This is a genomic window from Amycolatopsis roodepoortensis (genome assembly GCF_014873915.1).
GTDB classification, from domain to species: domain Bacteria; phylum Actinomycetota; class Actinomycetes; order Mycobacteriales; family Pseudonocardiaceae; genus Amycolatopsis; species Amycolatopsis roodepoortensis.
In genome coordinates, this window is the sequence record NZ_JADBEJ010000005.1 from 731,210 (window position 1) to 747,160 (window position 15,951).

Genomic DNA, 15,951 nt, shown 5'->3' on the forward strand with positions numbered 1-15,951 from the left:
CTCACAACGGGATGTTTCCGTGTTTCTTGGCCGGGAGGGTCTGCCGCTTGGTCCGCAACGCGTGCAACGCCCGTGCCACCTGCAGACGGGTTTGCGACGGCGCGATGACCTGGTCGACGTAGCCGCGTTCGGCCGCCAAGTAGGGATTCGAATGCCGTTCGCGGTACGCGTCGGTGAGCCGTCGTTGTTCGGCCGAACGCTGTTCCGGGGGCAGCGCGGCCAGTTCGTGCCGGTGCAGCACCCGCACCGCGCCCTCGGCGCCCATCACCGCGATCTCCGCGGTGGGCCAGGCCAGGTTGACGTCCGCGCCGAGATGTTTCGACCCCATCACCGCGTAACCGCCGCCGTAGGCCTTGCGGATCACCACGGTCACCTTCGGCACCGTCGCTTCGGCGTAGGCGTAGATCAATTTGGCACCCCGCCGGATGATCCCGTGCCGTTCCTGCGCCTCGCCGGGCAGATACCCGGGGACGTCGGCGAGGGTGAGGATCGGGATGTCGAAGGCGTCGCAGAACCGCACGAACCGCGCGGCCTTCTCCGAGGCGTCGATGTCGATCACGCCCGCCTGATGACGAGGCTGGTTCGCCACGACACCGACCGTGCGGCCCCGGATCCGGCCGAACGCGCAGATCATGTTCGGCGCGAAGCCGCCGTGCACCTCCATGAAGTCGCCGTCGTCGACGAGACGGACGATCACCTCGGCCATGTCGTACGCCTGGTTCAGCGCGTCGGGCACCAGCCGGTCGAGTTCGAGGTCGGCGGCGGTGGGTTCGGGCGCGCTCTCGTCGGCGTATTCCGGGACGGCGTCGAGGTTGTTGGACGGCAGATAGCCGAGCAGGGTCCGCACCCAGTCGATGGCGTCGTGTTCGTCGGTGGCCCGATGGTGGGCGTTCCCGGACACCTCGCTGTTCACCGAGGCGCCGCCGAGCCGCTGGGCGGTGACGCGTTCGCCGCTGACGGCGTGCACGACGTCCGGCCCGGTGACGAACATATGCGCGGTCTCGTCCACCATCACGGTGAAGTCGGTGATCGCCGGCGAGTAGACCGCCCCGCCCGCGCAGGGACCCATGATCAGCGAGATCTGCGGGATGACACCGGACGCCAGCGTGTTGCGCCTGCCGAGTTCGGCGTAGTAGGCGAGCGAGACGACGCCTTCCTGGATGCGCGCGCCGCCGGAGTCGTTGATCCCGACCACGGGACAGCCGAGCGTCATCGCCAGGTCCATCACTTTCAGGACCTTCTCGCCGAAGACCTCGCCCATGCTGCCGCCGAACACGGTGAAGTCCTGGGAGAACACGCAGACCTGCCTGCCGTCGACGGTGCCGTGCCCGGTCACCACGCCATCGCCGTAGGGCCGGCTGGCGTCCATCCCGAATTCGGTGCACCGGTGCCGGGCGAACTGGTCGAGTTCGACGAAGGAACCCGGGTCCAGCAACTCCTCGACGCGTTCGCGCGCGGTCAGCTTTCCCTTGGCGTGCTGCCGGTCGACGGCCCGCTTCTCCGCGGTCCGCAGATCCTCCCGGCGGGCGGCGAGGTCGGCGATCCGGAACGCCGTCGTGTCGGTCATGGCCGCGCCGCCTTGGGTGCCCCGAGCCGGGCCGCGAGGGCCGCGGCGACCCTCTCGACATGCGGCGGGTCGATCATCGACAGGTGATCGCCCGGCACCCGGACGACCTCCAGATCCGGGCAGAAGGCGTCCCAGCCGAGAGCGTCGTCGGTGCGCAGGTAACGCGGGTCGAGGGAGGTGGTCAGCGGATGCGGCTCCTTCGCGCGCAACAGCAATACCGGCCCGGCATAGGATTCCGGCTCGTACCGTTCGGCGACCCGGGCGTCCACATAGGACTCGTACTGATGCCGTAGCACGCCGTGCCCCAGCTCGGGAACCCGCGCGGCCAGGTGGGCGATCACCAGCCGGATCTGTTCCTCGTCGCCGAGCCGGGCGAGCTCTTCACGCGGGATGTCCAGCGAGACGCCGTAGGTTCGCTCGATGTGCTCCGCGAACCGCTCGAACCGGTCCAGCAGGATCTCCTGAGCCGGTTTCCCCGGCGCGGGCAGCGGCAGGATGCTGTCGATCAGGAACACGAGAGCGACCCGCTCCCCGTCCGCGGTCAGCCGCCGCGCGGTCTCGTAGGCGAGGCAGCCCCCGAAGGACCACCCGCCCAGCCGGTACGGGCCCCGCGGCTGGATTTCCCGGATCAGCTCGAGATAGCACTCGGCCTTGGCCTCGACGGTGTCCTCTTCGTCGATCCGTTCGAGCCCGTAGACGGCTCTGCCCTCGGGCAGCAGGCGGACGAGTCCCTCGTAGACGCTCGTCGGACCACCCGCCGGGTGGAACAGGAACACCGGGTCCGTGCCGCCTTCGCGCAACTGCCGGACTGGGCAGCCTCCGCGTCCTTCGATGTCGTCGCGCAGGAGGTCGGCCATCGCGGCGATCGTCGGTGTGGCGAAGAGCCGTTCGGGAACGGCTCCGAGCTGCCCGGTGAACACGGCCCGCAGCCGCTCGGCCGCTTCGGCGTCGCCACCGGCGGCGAAGAAGTCTTCGTGGACGCCGGGTTCCGCGCCGCCGAGTTCCGACTGCCAGTGCCGGGCGATCCAGCGTTCGGCCGGATCGCGTGGTCCGACGGCCGTCACCGGTGCGGGGGGCCGGGCTTCTCCCGCACCGAACCCCGCCTTATCGGCGAGATGGTCCGCGATTTCGGCCAGGCCCGCGCCCCGCAACAGCAGCGGGATCGGCAGTTCCAGGCCGAAGTCCCGGTCCACGACTCCCTTGGCACGCAGGGCGGCGAGCGAATCGAGGCCGAGCCGGGTGAGCGGTGTCCGCCGGTCGATCTCGTCCGCGTCGAGGCCGAGCATCCCGGCGACGAGCCCGGCGAGGTAGTCGGCCAGCATCTCGCGGGCGGCCTCCGGGAGGACCGCCCGCAGCGCGTCCAGTCCGTCCCAAGTGGACGGTCCGGCGGCCGGCTCCTCCCCCGGTACCAGGATCTCGAAGAACGGCCGTCCGGCCAGCCGGGGAAAGAGGGCGAGGACGGTCCCGGCGTCGACCCTGGCGATCCCGGTCGACACGCGGTCACGGCGAAGCACGGCGTCCATCGCCGCCAACGCCTCCTCCGTGCCGAGTGGTTCGAGGACGGGGTTACGGCTGCCGACGGCCACACCCGCTTCGCCCCAGGCTCCCCAGCCGATGGTCGCAGCCGGCAATCCCGCGGCGCGGCGCCACGCGACGAGGGCGTCCACCCACGCGTTCGCGGTGGCGTAGGCGGCTTGTCCCGGTGAGCCGAACAACGCCGCCGCCGAGGAATACGTCAGCCACCAGTCGAGTTCGTGTCCGGCCGTCGCCTCGTGCATTCGCCACGCCCCAAGCGCTTTCGCGCGCCAGACGGCTTCGACGGCGTCGTGGTCGAGGGTGACGGCGGCGCCGTCGGACAGCACACCGGCCGCGTGCAGCACGCCACGCAACGGCATGCCGCCGTCGGTCGCGGCCGCGACCAGCGCTTCGGCCGTTCCGGGCTCGGCGATGTCCCCCGTCACCACGCGGACGTCGGCGCCCTGCTCACGCAGATCCGCCAGAAGCGGCTCGACGGCGGGGCTCGCACCGCGCCGTCCGGACAGGACGAGCCTGGTCGCGCCGCGCGCCGCCAGCCAGTCCGCCGCGACCAGGCCGAGGCCGCCGAGACCACCGGTGATCACGTAAGCGCCGTCGCGCACCACGGTTTCGTGGCGAGGTTCGCCGAGCTTCGGCCGGGCCAGCACCCTCGTGTACCGGACGCCCTCGCGCCAGGCGATCTCGTCGTCCGGCGCGTCCGCACGGATCTCCGCCACCAGCCTGGCGGGGTTCGGTTCCGTGTCGAAGTCCACCTGGCTCGCGCGCAGTTCGGGGTGTTCGAAGGCGAGGACGCGGACCAGTCCACGCAGCCAGGCCTGGCCGGGATCGACGGCCGACGCACCCGCGCTGACGAGCCACAACCGCGGCGCGGTCTCGACCAGTTCGGCGAGGGGAAGCTCGGCGAGCCTCCGTGCCGCGCTCATCGGATCCGGCCCCGAAGTACCGAACCATACGAGGACTCCCGCCACCTCACGAGAACTCAGAGCTTCCGCGAGCGCCTTCCTGTCCCCAAGCCGAACCGTCACCAGCTCGTCCCCTGCTTCGGTGAGCTGGTCACGCAACGCCGTCAGCCACGGTGCGTCTTCGTGCAGCACCACCCAGCAGCGTGAGCCCGGTACCGCGGCGGGCAGCGCTGCCTCCCGCCAGACCGTTTCGAACAGCAGGTCCGCCAGGGGCACCGGCAGCGCCGAACGCTGGAACCGGCGGCAGTAGACCTCACGGAACTCGACCAGGACGACGCCGTCCGCGTCGACCAGCTGGACACCGCCGACCAGGCCGTCGCCCGCCGGATCAACCGAATCGAGGACAGCGTCGACCCGGACACCGCGGCGCGGATCACCGGCGAGGACGACCTCGCCCAAGGTCAGCGGCAGGAACACGCCGTCGGCTTCGCGGAGCGCGTCCCCGGCCACGGCGGCGAGCGCGTGCAGGCAAGCGTCGGCGATCACCGGGTGCAGGACATAGGCCGGCTCGTCGGCGGGCAGGGTGATCGACGCCGAGGCCCGGCCCGGCGCGGCCAAGACGTCGCGCAGCCCACGGAATGCGGGACCGTAGCTCTGCCCCGCGCCGGCCAGCACCTGGTAGAGGTCGACCGACCGGGCGTCGTCACCGACCGGGCCGAATGGCACCACCGCGGTGTTCCCCTCACGGACGCGGGCGGTGGCGTGCCGCACCCAGCCGCCGTCCGCGGACCGCGCGTACACGTCCACGCTTCCAGCGCTCAGGCTGGTCGTCACCTCGGTGTGCGCGGCGAGCGGGAGGACACGGTGCAGTTCGAGACCGCCGATGCGCAGCAGCCCGGGACGCAGCACCGTCTTCGCCGCCGAAAGCGCGAGTTCCAGGAATCCGGCGGCGGGGAACAACGGGACACCCATCGCCGCGTGATCGGCCAGCCACGGCAGTACCTCGATCCCGACGTCCGCGCGCCACAGGTGTCCACCGCCGGTCGGCTGTTCGATGTGGACACCCAGCAACGGATGTTCACCGGCCGTCCGGGTCGCCGGACGCCGCGGCCAGAACCGCCGATGCCGCCAGCGCGGGCCGGGCAGGTCGACCGGAAGCGGACGGGGACCGCCGTCGTCGAGCACGACGGGCAGCCCGAGGGTGTGGAGCCGGGCGAGCGTGGTCAGGAACGCCACTGCCTCGTCGCTCTTACGGCTCGCCGTCGGAAGCGCGAGCGCGCCGGTGCTCTGCTCGATCGCGGCCAGTGCCACCGGATGCGGCGAGATCTCGACGAACACGCCGTACCCGTCGGCGGTCGCCGCCGCCAGTGCCTGGCTGAAACGCACAGGACGGCGCAGATTCGCCGCCCAGTACTCGACGTCGAACACCACCGACCTTTGTGGATCGTCGAGAACGCTGCTGTAGCAGGGAATCTCCACCGGCCGCGGGGAAAGGCCGCCGAGATCGGCGCGGAACCGGCCGAGAACGGCGTCGACGGCTTCCGAATGGCCCGCACCCCCGACCGGCAGCCGCTTCGCCAGCCTGCCGAGGCCCTCGACGTGCGACACGAGCGCCTCGACCTGGCCGGCGCCGCCGCTGACGGTGCACTGGACCGGCGAGGCGTAGACCGCGACGGTGATCCCGGGGAAGTCCGCTTCCAGGTCGGCGAGCTCGGCCGGGGACAGCTCGACCACGGCCATCGCGCCGTCGCCGGAAGCGTCGACCTCGGCCAGCAGCCGGGCGCGGGTGGCCATCACGCGCAGGCCGTCGGCGACGTCCAGCGCCCCCGCGACGACGGCGGCCGCGACCTCGCCCATCGAATGCCCGAGCACCGCGGCCGGGACGACGCCGTGCGCGCGCCAGAGCCCGGCGAGAGCCAGCTGCATGCCGAACAACGCGAGCTGTGTCGCCGCGAGATCCGGCAGATCGCGCGTGCCGGAGAACACCTCGCTCAGCGTGAAGCCCGCTTCGGCGCGGAACACCGGATCGAGCGCTTCGACCTCGGCCCGGAACGCGGGCTCGGTGCGGAGCAGGACGCGACCCATCCCGGGCCACTGGGAGCCGTAGCCGGAGAACACGAACACGACGTCGGAGACGGATTTGGCTTCGCCGAGGACGGCGGCGCCACCAGCACGTCCGGCGGCCAGTTCCCGCAACGCGGCGGCCCCCTGGTCGCGTTCCTCCGCGACGACCGCGCCACGGATGGGCAAGTGGTCGCGGCTCCGGGCCAGTGTCGCGGCGACCGCGTCCAGCGGGACCGACCGGTGGGCGGGATCTTCGAGCCAGTCCGCCAGATCGGCGGCCCGCGCCCGGAGCACCTCGGCCGACCGCGTGGACAGCGCGAAGATCCGCGGGCGCCGGGTCTCCGTCCCGCGAGCCGCGAACGACGCGGCGGGCCATTCTTCGAGGACCACGTGGGCGTTGGTGCCACCGAAGCCGAACGCGGAGACCCCGGCGCGCACGACGTCGGAGTACCGCGGCCAGTCCGTCCCGGTGTCCACCACCCGGAGGCCGAGACCGGCGAAATCGACGTGCGGGCTGGGTTCGTGATGATGCGGGGTCGGCGGCAGCCGCCGGTGGACCATCGCGAGGACGACCTTGATCAGCCCGGCCATCCCGGCCGCGCCCTCCAGGTGGCCCAGGTTCCCCTTCACGGAGCCGATCAGGAGCGGGCGGGCGGGTTCGCGTCCGGCCCCGAGCACCTCACCGAGCGCGCCCGCCTCGATCGGGTCCCCCACCGCCGTCCCGGTCCCGTGCGCCTCCACGTAGTCCACAGTGGACGGTTCGACGCCCGCCGCCGCGTACGCGTCCCGCAACAGGTCCGCCTGCGCGCCGGGACTGGGCGCGACGAGACCGTTGGACCGGCCGTCGGAGTTGACCGCGCTGCCGCGGATCACCGCGAGCACTCGGTCCCCCGCACGGCGGGCGGCCTTCAGCGGTCTGAGCACGATCACGCCGCAGCCCTCGCCGCGGGCGATGCCGTCGGCGGCGGCGTCGAACGGTTTGCAGTACCCGTCCGGGGCCAGCACCCCGGCCCGCTGGAAGGAGGCGGTGACCGCGGGTGAGAGCAGCAGGTTCACCCCGGCGGCGAGCGCCGTCCCGCATTCGCCGCGACGCAGGCTCTGCACCGCTTGATGCACCGCGACCAGCGAGGACGAGCACGCGGTGTCGACGGTGAGGCTGGGTCCGCGCAGGTCGAACAGGTACGACAGCCGGTTGGCGGCGATACTCGTCGCGGCACCGGTGGCGGACCAGACGTCGACGGCGGCGGGATCGGCCATCGTCAGGTGGCCGTACTCGCCTGCCGAAAGGCCGACGAACACCCCGGTCCGGCTTCCCCGCAGCGTGGACGGCGGGATCCCGGCGTGCTCCAGCGCCGCCCAGGTCACTTCGAGCAGCATCCGCTGCTGGGGATCCATCGCTTCGGCCTCGCCCGGCGTGATGCCGAAGAACTCGGCGTCGAAACCGGCGACGTCGCCGAGGAATCCGCCACGCGCGGAGGTCTCCCAGCGATCCTCCGGAACCTCGCGGATGCCGTCGCGTCCGGCGTCCAGGAGCCGCCAGTAGCTCTCCGGCGAGTCCGCGCCGCCGGGCAGGCGACAGCCGACACCGACGATCGCGATCGGTTCCTCCTCGCGGCCTTCGCCGCTCACGGTCGTAGGTTCCTCCACTGTGGACAGACGGTCGGCGAGGGCGGAGATCGTCGGGTACTGCCACACCAGGGTCGGCGGCAACGGACGACCGAGGTACCGGCCCAGCTCCGCCGCCAGTTCCATCGATTCCCGCGAGGAAAGCCCGCTCTCGTGCAGCGGCCGGTCCGGATCGACGTGGTCCGCGGGCGAGCCGGTCCGCTCCGCCACGCGCGCGATGAGCCAGGCACGGATCTCCGCGGTCACCCGAGCCGCCGCGCGGTCAGCGAACCGTCCGAATAGGACTTCCGGCACAGCGCACGGCTGATCTTGCCGCTGGAGGTGCGCGGCACCTCACCCGGGGCGACGAACACGACGTCGTGCGGCCGCAGACCGTGCGCTGCCGAGACCGCCCTCCGGATCTCCGCGATCGCGACGGCGAGGTCGGCCTCGGCACCCTTCGCCCGCTCCACCAGCACCACCGCTGCTTCGCCGTCTTCGCGCTCGATCGCGAAAGCCGCGGCGGAATGCGGCCGGACCGCGGGATGCGTCTCCACGGTCTGCTCGATGTCCTGAGGGTAGTGGTTGCGGCCGTCGACGATGACGAGGTCCTTGAGCCTGCCGGTCATGAACAGCTCGCCCTCGTACCGCACGCCGAGGTCCCCGGTCGCGAGCCAGCCCGCACCGGAGTCCGGGTCGATGGGTGGCAGGCCGAAGACGCCGTCGGCGGGCCGCCCCCAGTAACCCACGCCGACGTTCGGGCCGTTGACCTGGATCTCCCCCACCCGGCCCGGTTCGACCAGTGCTCCGGTGGCCGGATCGGCGATCCGGATCCGTTGCCCCGCCGGGAATCCGCAGGAGACGAGCGTGGTGGACGCCGCGCCGGGCAGTGCGGGCGTCGCGAGTCCGGCGGCGAGCCGGTCGCGGTCGAAGGCGACCTGCCGTGGCGCCTTGCCCGCCTCGGTGACGGAGACGAGCACCGTGGCCTCGGCCAGCCCGTAGGAGGAGCGGTGCACCTCCGGGCGCAGCCCGCATTCCTCGAAGGCGCCGTGGAACTTCGCGATGGTCGACGGAAGAACCGGTTCGCTGCCGTTGATCAGCGAGACGACCCGGCTCAGTTCGAGATAGCTCTTCTCGGCCTCGGTGACCCGGGAAGCGGCGTAGGCGTACGCGAAATTGGGTGCCGCGCTGATCGCGCCCGGGCTGGCCGAGAGCGCGCGCAACCACCGCGACGGACGTTCCAGGAAGGCGTGCGGATCCATCAGGACCGACGCCGCACCCGCCGCCAGCGGCGCGCCGATCCCGAGGATCAGGCCCATGTCGTGGAAGAGCGGCAGCCAGCTGACGGTTGAGGTCGTCGCGGTTTCGACCGCGTAGGCGTCACACGCTTGACGGGCGTTGGTGAGCGCGTTGCGGTGGGTCAGCATCACGCCCGCCGGCGTTCGCGTGGAACCGGACGTGTACTGCAGGTACGCCACTTCGTCCGGTTCCGGTCGCGGCCAGGAGCGATCACCGGCCGCGACCGGAGCTGTGGTGTCGACGGCGAGCACGGCGGGCCGCTCGAAATCCGTCGAGGCGAGGAAACCGGCGGCGTCGTCGAGTCCGTCGGTGGTCGTGAGCACGACCCTCGGTGCGCAGTCGGCGAGCACGGCGGCCAGCCTTCCCGCGTGCCCGGGGAGGCTCGGGGAGAACAGCGGGACCGCGATCAGCCCGGCCCGGATCGCGCCGAGGAAGGCGACGACGTAATCGACGGACTGCCGGGCCAGGATCGCGGCCCGGTCGCCCGGGCCGGTGAACCCGGTCAGCCGGGTGGCGAGCGCGTCGACCCGGTCGTCGAGTTCGCGCCAGGACAGGGTGATCGCCCGGCCGTCGGCCCCGGCTCGATGGTCGAGGTAGGTCACCGCGACGTCGTCGCCGAGCCGCCACGCCCAGTACCTCAGCAGCGTCGCGAACGACTCCCCGCCGCGTGCGTCGTCCGGCCCGTGGACGGCGACGACCGATTCCGAAATGGTTTCCATGGCCCCTCGTTGTGACGATTCGTACAGGAGCGGGTGAATTCGGAACGGCGCCGTTGCCGAAAGCGGATTCCATTCCGGAGACCGTTCTTTATCTGCCCGGAACTGTATGGACGTCGCGGGAAGAGTGTCAATGAAAGGATGATGGAACGCCGCCGGAAGCGCGGACGTGCTCACGGGGACGTGAGAAAGGGGGTGCTCTCCTTGTCACTTCGGCACGAACTTCGGGGGTTCAGGAGCCGGAGCGCGAGGAGCGCTCCGGCGAGTTGCAGCGCCGCCGCGGTCAGCAGCCCCGCCGTGTAGCCGTCGGCCAGCGCGGCCGGGGCGCCCTCGTCGAGCCGGGCGGTGCGGACCACCGACAGCACGGCCCCGATCAGCGCGACCCCCAGCGCGCTCGACAGTTCACGGGACGCGGTGAGCAGTCCGGAGGCGGTGCCCGCGTGCCGTTCCGCGACGATTTCCAGCGCGTACGAGGTCAGCGGCGTGGTCAGGGCCGATCCGGCGCCGATCAGCACCAGCCCGGGAATCCTCGGCGGCACTTCCGGCAGATGGTTGACCGCGGCGATCACCAGCAGTCCGGCGGCCACCGTGGCCAGCCCGGCCGCGACTGTCCGATGTGGACCCCATCGGGGGACTGCCCAGGGCACGAGCGGCGTGGCGGCGACGACCGCGACGGCCACCACAACCAGCGGTAATCCGGCGAGCGTCGGCCCGAGGCCGAGGGATTCCTGATGCAGCAACGGCGTGAAGAAGAAGACCCCCGAAACCCCCAGCCCCCACAGCAGCTGCACGGTGAGCGCGCCGGTGAAGACCCTCGTTCTGGTCAGCTCCTTCGGCATCAGTCGCACACGCGCGCGTCTTTCCCTGAACAGGAACCAGATCGCGAAGGCCGTCCCCACCGCACCGAGTACCGCGCTCGGTTCGACCACCGCGGCGGTGATCAGGACCATCGCGGTCGTCACGACCAGCATGGAGCGCACGGCAGGTCGTCCGGCCGCCGGGTCACGCTTCGCGAGGGCGACCTTCCGTACCAGCGCCAGCATCGCCGCCACGAAGGGGAGATTGACGAAGAAGATCCAGCCCCAGCCCAGATATTCGCTCAACGCCCCGCCGAGCGTCGGGCCGAGCGCGAGGGCGGCCGCCAGGCAGGCTGTCCAGACCGTCGCTCCGAAAGCCCGTCTTCGCGCGTCGAGATCGGTGCGGAGCAGGCTGAGCAGGGCCGGGACCAGGAACGCCGCGGCGGCACCCTGCAGCACCCTCGCGGAGATCACGAGCCACGCCGTCGTGGCGAACCCTCCGGCGGCCGCGCCGGCGCCGAACACGAGCAGCCCCGCCCGCAGGGTCGCGGCCTGGCCCCAGCGGTCCACCAGCGTTCCCGCGACCGGCAGCAATCCGGCGAACGGAAGCATGTAGCCGATGCTCACCCATTGCAGCGTGGGGAGATCGAGCCCGAGTTCCCGGGCGAGCGAAGGCGCGCCCGCCGCGACGATCGTGTTGTCGAGGGTGGTGACGAAGGCCCCGAGCCCGATCATGAGCAGCGTCGCTCTCATTGTCCATCCTCGTGAGTGGCAAAGACGGTTCTAACCGTCCTTACCACTCACGAGACGCGACCCCGCTCTCCCGTGACAATTCCCGCTCACCGTCCTCACACTCGCGCTACAACCAGCCCTGGCGCGAAGCCTGCGCTCCGAGCTGGAAGCGGGTCCGCGCGCCGAGCAGTTCCTGCAACCGGCTGATCCGCCGCAGCACCGTACGCTCGCTGATGCCGAGCTCGCGCGCGATCGCCTCGTCGGTCAGGCCTCCGCTCAGCAGCGCAAGCAGGCGGCGTGTGGCGACGGTCGGTTCCCGCGCCGCTTCGGCGTCGTCCTGGCCGCCCGCCCGCACGGGCACGGCCATCCGCCAGAAGGATTCGAACAACTCGATCAGCGCGCTCAGCAGCATCGACGGATGGATCAGCAGGGCGAGGACGTCACCGGCGTCGGAATTCGGGACCGCGATCAGCGCCCGGTTGCTGTCGGCGATCACCAGCTTCAGCGGGAGCCCGGGGAACACCCTGGCCTGCTCACCGAGGGCGATACTCGACTGCACCTGGGCGAATCCGTCGTCGTGCTGCAGCACGGACGAGTCGTAGACGACGCGGTACGCGATGCCGCGCGCCATCGAACCGGGCTGTACCGTGCTCACTTCGGCCTTCGGGCTCATGTACGACCCCGGGTCCAGCGCGACGATGTCGGCACCCGCCTGGGTCTGCATGGCTTCGAAGGTGGCGATCACCTCGTCGCGGCTGCGCAGCACCTCGACGAAGTCCGCGTCCCGGCCCGTGCGCAGCGAATAGGCGGCGCCGAGCACCTCGGCCGCTTCCCGCGCGCGGATCGCCGCGGCCTCGTGCTGCGCCGCGAACGCCGACAGCGCCGCACGCGGCGGGCATACCTCGACGCCGGACGCGCCGGCCCGGATCAGGCCGAACCGCTCCAGCTCCGCCAGCTCGGCGCCGGGCATGATCGGACGCCCGTCCAAGAGGGCCCGGTACAGCTGCTCAGCCTCCATCGACAGGCCCCGCGACTCGGCGAGCATGACGCTTCTCCTCCCCCACCCCAGGATCGATCGACGCGACATCGATGTCACGGCTCACAGTCCTTGAGGGGGAAACCGGCCGGATCGTGCGCCTGGACCGATTACAAAACCGTCACGGATCATGCCGAAGAGGCTCCCGCGAGCCGCGGGAGCCTCTCGCCGACATCGTCGGAGACTAGGCGTTGGCGGGCATGCCCTTCTCGTCCGCTTCCGGCGTCGCGGTGCCTTCCAGCAGCTCACGGACGATCTCGTTCGCCTTGCGCACCTGGGGCGTGATCATCTTGATCTTGATCTTCCCGTCGTGCCCGAGGTGACCGCCGACCTCGACCGTCTTGTCCTCACCCGGCAGCGGCAGACCCTGGCAGCCGGTGAACTTCTTCTTCGGCGTGAGCCCGGTCTGGAAGTAGGCGACGATCGGGTCGTCGACGCAGTCGGTGTTGTACGGGAAGATCCCATGGCTGCCTTCGTTGTCGACGCTGATCATCTTGGCGCCCGGCAGGCCGTTCGCGGTGGCCAGCGCTCCCTCGTACGGCGTGGCCGCGTCGAGTTCGGTCTGCGCGATCAGCACCTTCGGGAACGTCTTGGCGTCCGGCGCCGGCTTGGCGTTGGGGGTCGGCCAGAACGCGCACAGCGGCGCGCCCGAGAGGGCCATGATCGGCGCGATGAACGGCGCGTTCACGGTCAGATCGGCCTGCCAGAAATTCCAGTAGTGCAGGTTCTGGTTCCACTGGCCGTCCTGGCAGCGGATCGCCTCGAACGCGGCGTCCCAGGTCTCGACCTCGGCGCCACCCTGGTAGGAGGCCTTGCGCTCGACCGAGTCCTTCTTCGCGATGGCCTCCAGCGCGTTGCCCTTGGCCTTGGTCAGGAACGCCTTGTTCGCGTCGGTCAGCCCGGGAGTGGCGAGCGCCTTCGCGACGACCTGCTCCAGCTTCTCCGCGTCGGTCCCGGCAGGCGCCGGTCCCTTCGCGAGCGCGGCGACCATGGAAGCCGCCGACGGGTACTGGCTGGTGTCGTACATCGCCGGGATGATGAACCACGCGGCGTAGAGCATGCCCGCGAACTCCCGGGTGCCGCCCGCCTTCTCCCAGTTGCGGCGGATCTCGAGCGGATCGGTGCCCGCCTTGTACTTGGCGTCGTTGCGCGCGACGTAGGGCAGCAGCGCCTCCTGGAACTGGCGGTCACGGCTGCGCGGCTGGAGGTCCCAGGTCTTCTCCAGCGTCGAGCGGCTCGCGTCGGTCGACGAGTCGAGCAGGAACCGGTGCGCCTTGGACGGGAACGTGGTGGCGTACCAGGTACCGAGCCAGGTGCCGTACGAGTAACCGATGTAGCTGGTCTTCTTCTCCCCGAGCAGCACCCGGATGAAGTCCATGTCGTACGCGGTCTGCTCGGTGGTGATGAACTTCGTCAGCGGGTTCTTCAGGCAGCCCTCGACCTTCGCCCGGCTGATCACGTTCTGATCCGTGCTGTCCGGAACGGTGTAGCTACAGGTCAGCGGGGTGCTCTGGCCGACGCCGCGGGGGTCGAAACCGACGAAGTCGTACTGCGAGGCCAGCACGGGGCTGCGCATCGCCATCGCGGCGCCCCACGGGAGACCTTCGCCGCCGGGCCCGCCGGGGTTGACCAGCGCGATGCCCTGCCTGCCGGTGCCGGGGTAGGCGGTCGCGGTCTTGGAGACGCGGACACCGATGGTGTTGCCGTCCTGCGGGTTGTGCCAGTCACGCGGCACCTGGACGGTGGCGCAGGCGAGGCCCTTGACCTTCTTCAGTTCGGCTTCCGTCGCCGGCGCGACCGAGGGGAACGAGCACTCGCCCCAGGCCACGGCCTGCTTGGTCAGCGCGCCGGCGAGCGCCGCGGTGTCCGGATCGGCCTTGACCGCGGGTGCCGCGCCCGCGGCCGGGGCCGGCACCAGGCCGGAGGCCAGGAACGCACCGGCGACCACGGCCACCGTGCCCCTCCGCGTCTTTCTCGTACTACTGATCACCATGATCCCTTTCGACAGGAGCCCCCCGACGTCCTTACGTGAAGTTAAGACGGGTGATCAGCTCTGCCACACGGCCGGAAGGTGGCGGATACCCGACATGGCAGGATCTCGACACCGCGTAACTCGCGTGATCAGACACGTAACTCGCGTGATCAGAGGCGTAACTCGCGAGTTACGCCTTCAAACACGCGAGTTGCGCCTCTGATCACGCGAGTTACGCGTTCCGTCACGGATGCAGGCCGGGTCCGTGGTCGGGGTCCGGCGACGGCGCGATCGGGGTCGGGCTGAGCGACGACTCGTCCTCCCCCTCCTCCAGCAGGGTCGCCGCGGCGCCGACCACTTTCAGATCCGGTTCGCCGACGGCGTCCTCGTCCTTGTCGGCGTAGTCCACGCGGGCGAGGACGCTGCGCATCGCCTCGACACGCGCCCGTTTCTTGTCGTTGCTCTTGACCACCGTCCACGGCGCGATCTCCGTGTCGGTGGACCGGAACATCGCGACCTTCGCTTCGGTGTAGGCGTCCCAGCGGTCGAGCGACTTGATGTCGTTGGGGCTCAGCTTCCATTGCCGCACCGGGTCGACCTGCCGGATGAGGAACCGGGTCCGCTGCTCGGATCTCGACACCGAGAACCAGAGCTTGACGAGGACGATCCCGTCGTCGACCAGCATCTCCTCGAACGTCGGGGCCTGCCGCATGAAGCGCTCGTACTGTTCGTCCGTGCAGTACCCCATCACCCGTTCGACGCCGGCGCGGTTGTACCAGGACCGGTCGAACAGCACGATCTCGCCCTCGGTGGGCAGGTGGTTCACGTAACGCTGGAAGTACCACTCCCCCTGCTCGCGTTCGGTGGGCTTGCTCAGCGCCACCACTCTCGCGCCGCGCGGGTTGAGGTGTTCGGTGAACCGTTTGATCGTGCCGCCCTTGCCCGCCGCGTCGCGCCCCTCGAACAGGATCACCATGCGCCCGCCGGTGTCCTTGATCCAATACTGCAGTTTCAGCAGTTCGATCTGCAGCGACCGTTTCACGACGTCGTATTCCTCGCGCGACATCCGCGTCGGGTACGGATAGTTCTCCCGCCACGTGTCGATCGGCGATCCGTCGGGGCGGAGCAGGACCGGGTCGTCGGCGTCGTCGTAGTCGACGACGAGACGCTGGTCTCTCAGTTCCGGGAAGTACGAATGATCGAGCACGCGCCGCTGATACCCACACCGGGCGGCGCGCAAACACGGTGCGTCACCCACCGAGCCCGGCGGCGAACCTTCGCGCCGCTTCGAGATCTGCCGTATCAGGCCGGTTCTTGGCGATACCCCCGACGAGCCGGAACGGGAGCCAGGTGTCGAAACCCCGGCACGAGAACGTGCCCACCACGTCGAAGCCCTTGCGGCGGAGCGACCGTGCCAGACGACGGGTGTAGCGCCGGAACGGCGGTTCGGGCAGCCCGCTGGTGGTGAACACGAACGCCTTCCTCCGCCGCTTCGACGGCATCTCCTCGACGAACCGCCTCAACCGCGGATGGAAGTCCATGCCGAAGATCCCCGAGCCGAAACCCACGAGGTCACACGAATCCAGGTCGGACGGGCCGATCTCCTCGGGGCTGACGACTCGGGCGTCGAGAACCCCCGCCAGCACTTCGGCGATCCTCGCCGTATTGCCGTGGGACACCGAAACGCACACGATGACGACCTTCATGCCGATCCTCCACTTCGCC

At 70.5% G+C, this 15,951-nt stretch carries 8 protein-coding genes; all 8 read right to left on the bottom strand.

Translation table 11 applies throughout. The features are described 5' to 3' along the window. Window position 1: 1 nt before the first annotated feature. On the bottom strand, window positions 2-1,567 hold the full coding sequence (locus H4W30_RS22865) for an acyl-CoA carboxylase subunit beta (protein ID WP_192744728.1): 1,566 nt from the start codon (window positions 1,565-1,567) through the stop codon (window positions 2-4). Further along, window positions 1,564-7,941, bottom strand: a complete 6,378-nt coding sequence (locus H4W30_RS22870; protein ID WP_192744729.1) for a type I polyketide synthase — start codon at window positions 7,939-7,941, stop codon at window positions 1,564-1,566. The genes H4W30_RS22865 and H4W30_RS22870 overlap by 4 nt, the downstream gene beginning before the upstream one ends. After that, entirely contained in the window at window positions 7,938-9,692 is a 1,755-nt protein-coding gene (locus H4W30_RS22875; RefSeq protein ID WP_192744730.1) for a fatty acyl-AMP ligase, read from the bottom strand. Before H4W30_RS22875 ends, H4W30_RS22870 begins: the two co-directional genes overlap by 4 nt. Window positions 9,693-9,862: 170 nt before the next feature. Then, window positions 9,863-11,239 carry an MFS transporter gene (locus tag H4W30_RS22880; protein ID WP_192744731.1) on the bottom strand — a complete coding sequence of 459 codons (1,377 nt, stop codon included), beginning with the start codon at window positions 11,237-11,239 and terminating at the stop codon, window positions 9,863-9,865. 106 nt (window positions 11,240-11,345) lie between these two features. Beyond that, complete coding sequence (locus H4W30_RS22885) at window positions 11,346-12,263, bottom strand: helix-turn-helix transcriptional regulator (RefSeq protein ID WP_192744732.1); 918 nt, start codon at window positions 12,261-12,263, stop codon at window positions 11,346-11,348. Between the two features lie 175 nt (window positions 12,264-12,438). Then, on the bottom strand, window positions 12,439-14,208 hold the full coding sequence (locus H4W30_RS22890; protein ID WP_192744733.1) for an alpha/beta hydrolase: 1,770 nt from the start codon (window positions 14,206-14,208) through the stop codon (window positions 12,439-12,441). Between the two features lie 262 nt (window positions 14,209-14,470). Further along, a complete protein-coding gene (gene ppk2 / locus H4W30_RS22895; RefSeq protein ID WP_225950137.1) occupies window positions 14,471-15,466 on the bottom strand; it encodes a polyphosphate kinase 2 in 996 nt (331 codons plus the stop codon). Between the two features lie 10 nt (window positions 15,467-15,476). Beyond that, window positions 15,477-15,932 (bottom strand): flavodoxin family protein, encoded by a 456-nt coding sequence (locus H4W30_RS22900; protein WP_192744734.1) that lies wholly within the window; start codon window positions 15,930-15,932, stop codon window positions 15,477-15,479. Window positions 15,933-15,951: the final 19 nt, after the last annotated feature.

Excerpts from the sequence above, each read along its gene's own strand:
- H4W30_RS22875 (WP_192744730.1), bottom strand. The coding sequence starts at position 9,692 with ATGGAAACCATTTCGGAATCGGTCGTCGCCGTCCACGGGCCGGACGAC.
- H4W30_RS22865 (WP_192744728.1), bottom strand. The coding sequence starts at position 1,567 with ATGACCGACACGACGGCGTTCCGGATCGCCGACCTCGCCGCCCGCCGG.
- H4W30_RS22885 (WP_192744732.1), bottom strand. The coding sequence starts at position 12,263 with ATGCTCGCCGAGTCGCGGGGCCTGTCGATGGAGGCTGAGCAGCTGTAC.
- H4W30_RS22880 (WP_192744731.1), bottom strand. The coding sequence starts at position 11,239 with ATGAGAGCGACGCTGCTCATGATCGGGCTCGGGGCCTTCGTCACCACC.
- H4W30_RS22900 (WP_192744734.1), bottom strand. The coding sequence starts at position 15,932 with ATGAAGGTCGTCATCGTGTGCGTTTCGGTGTCCCACGGCAATACGGCG.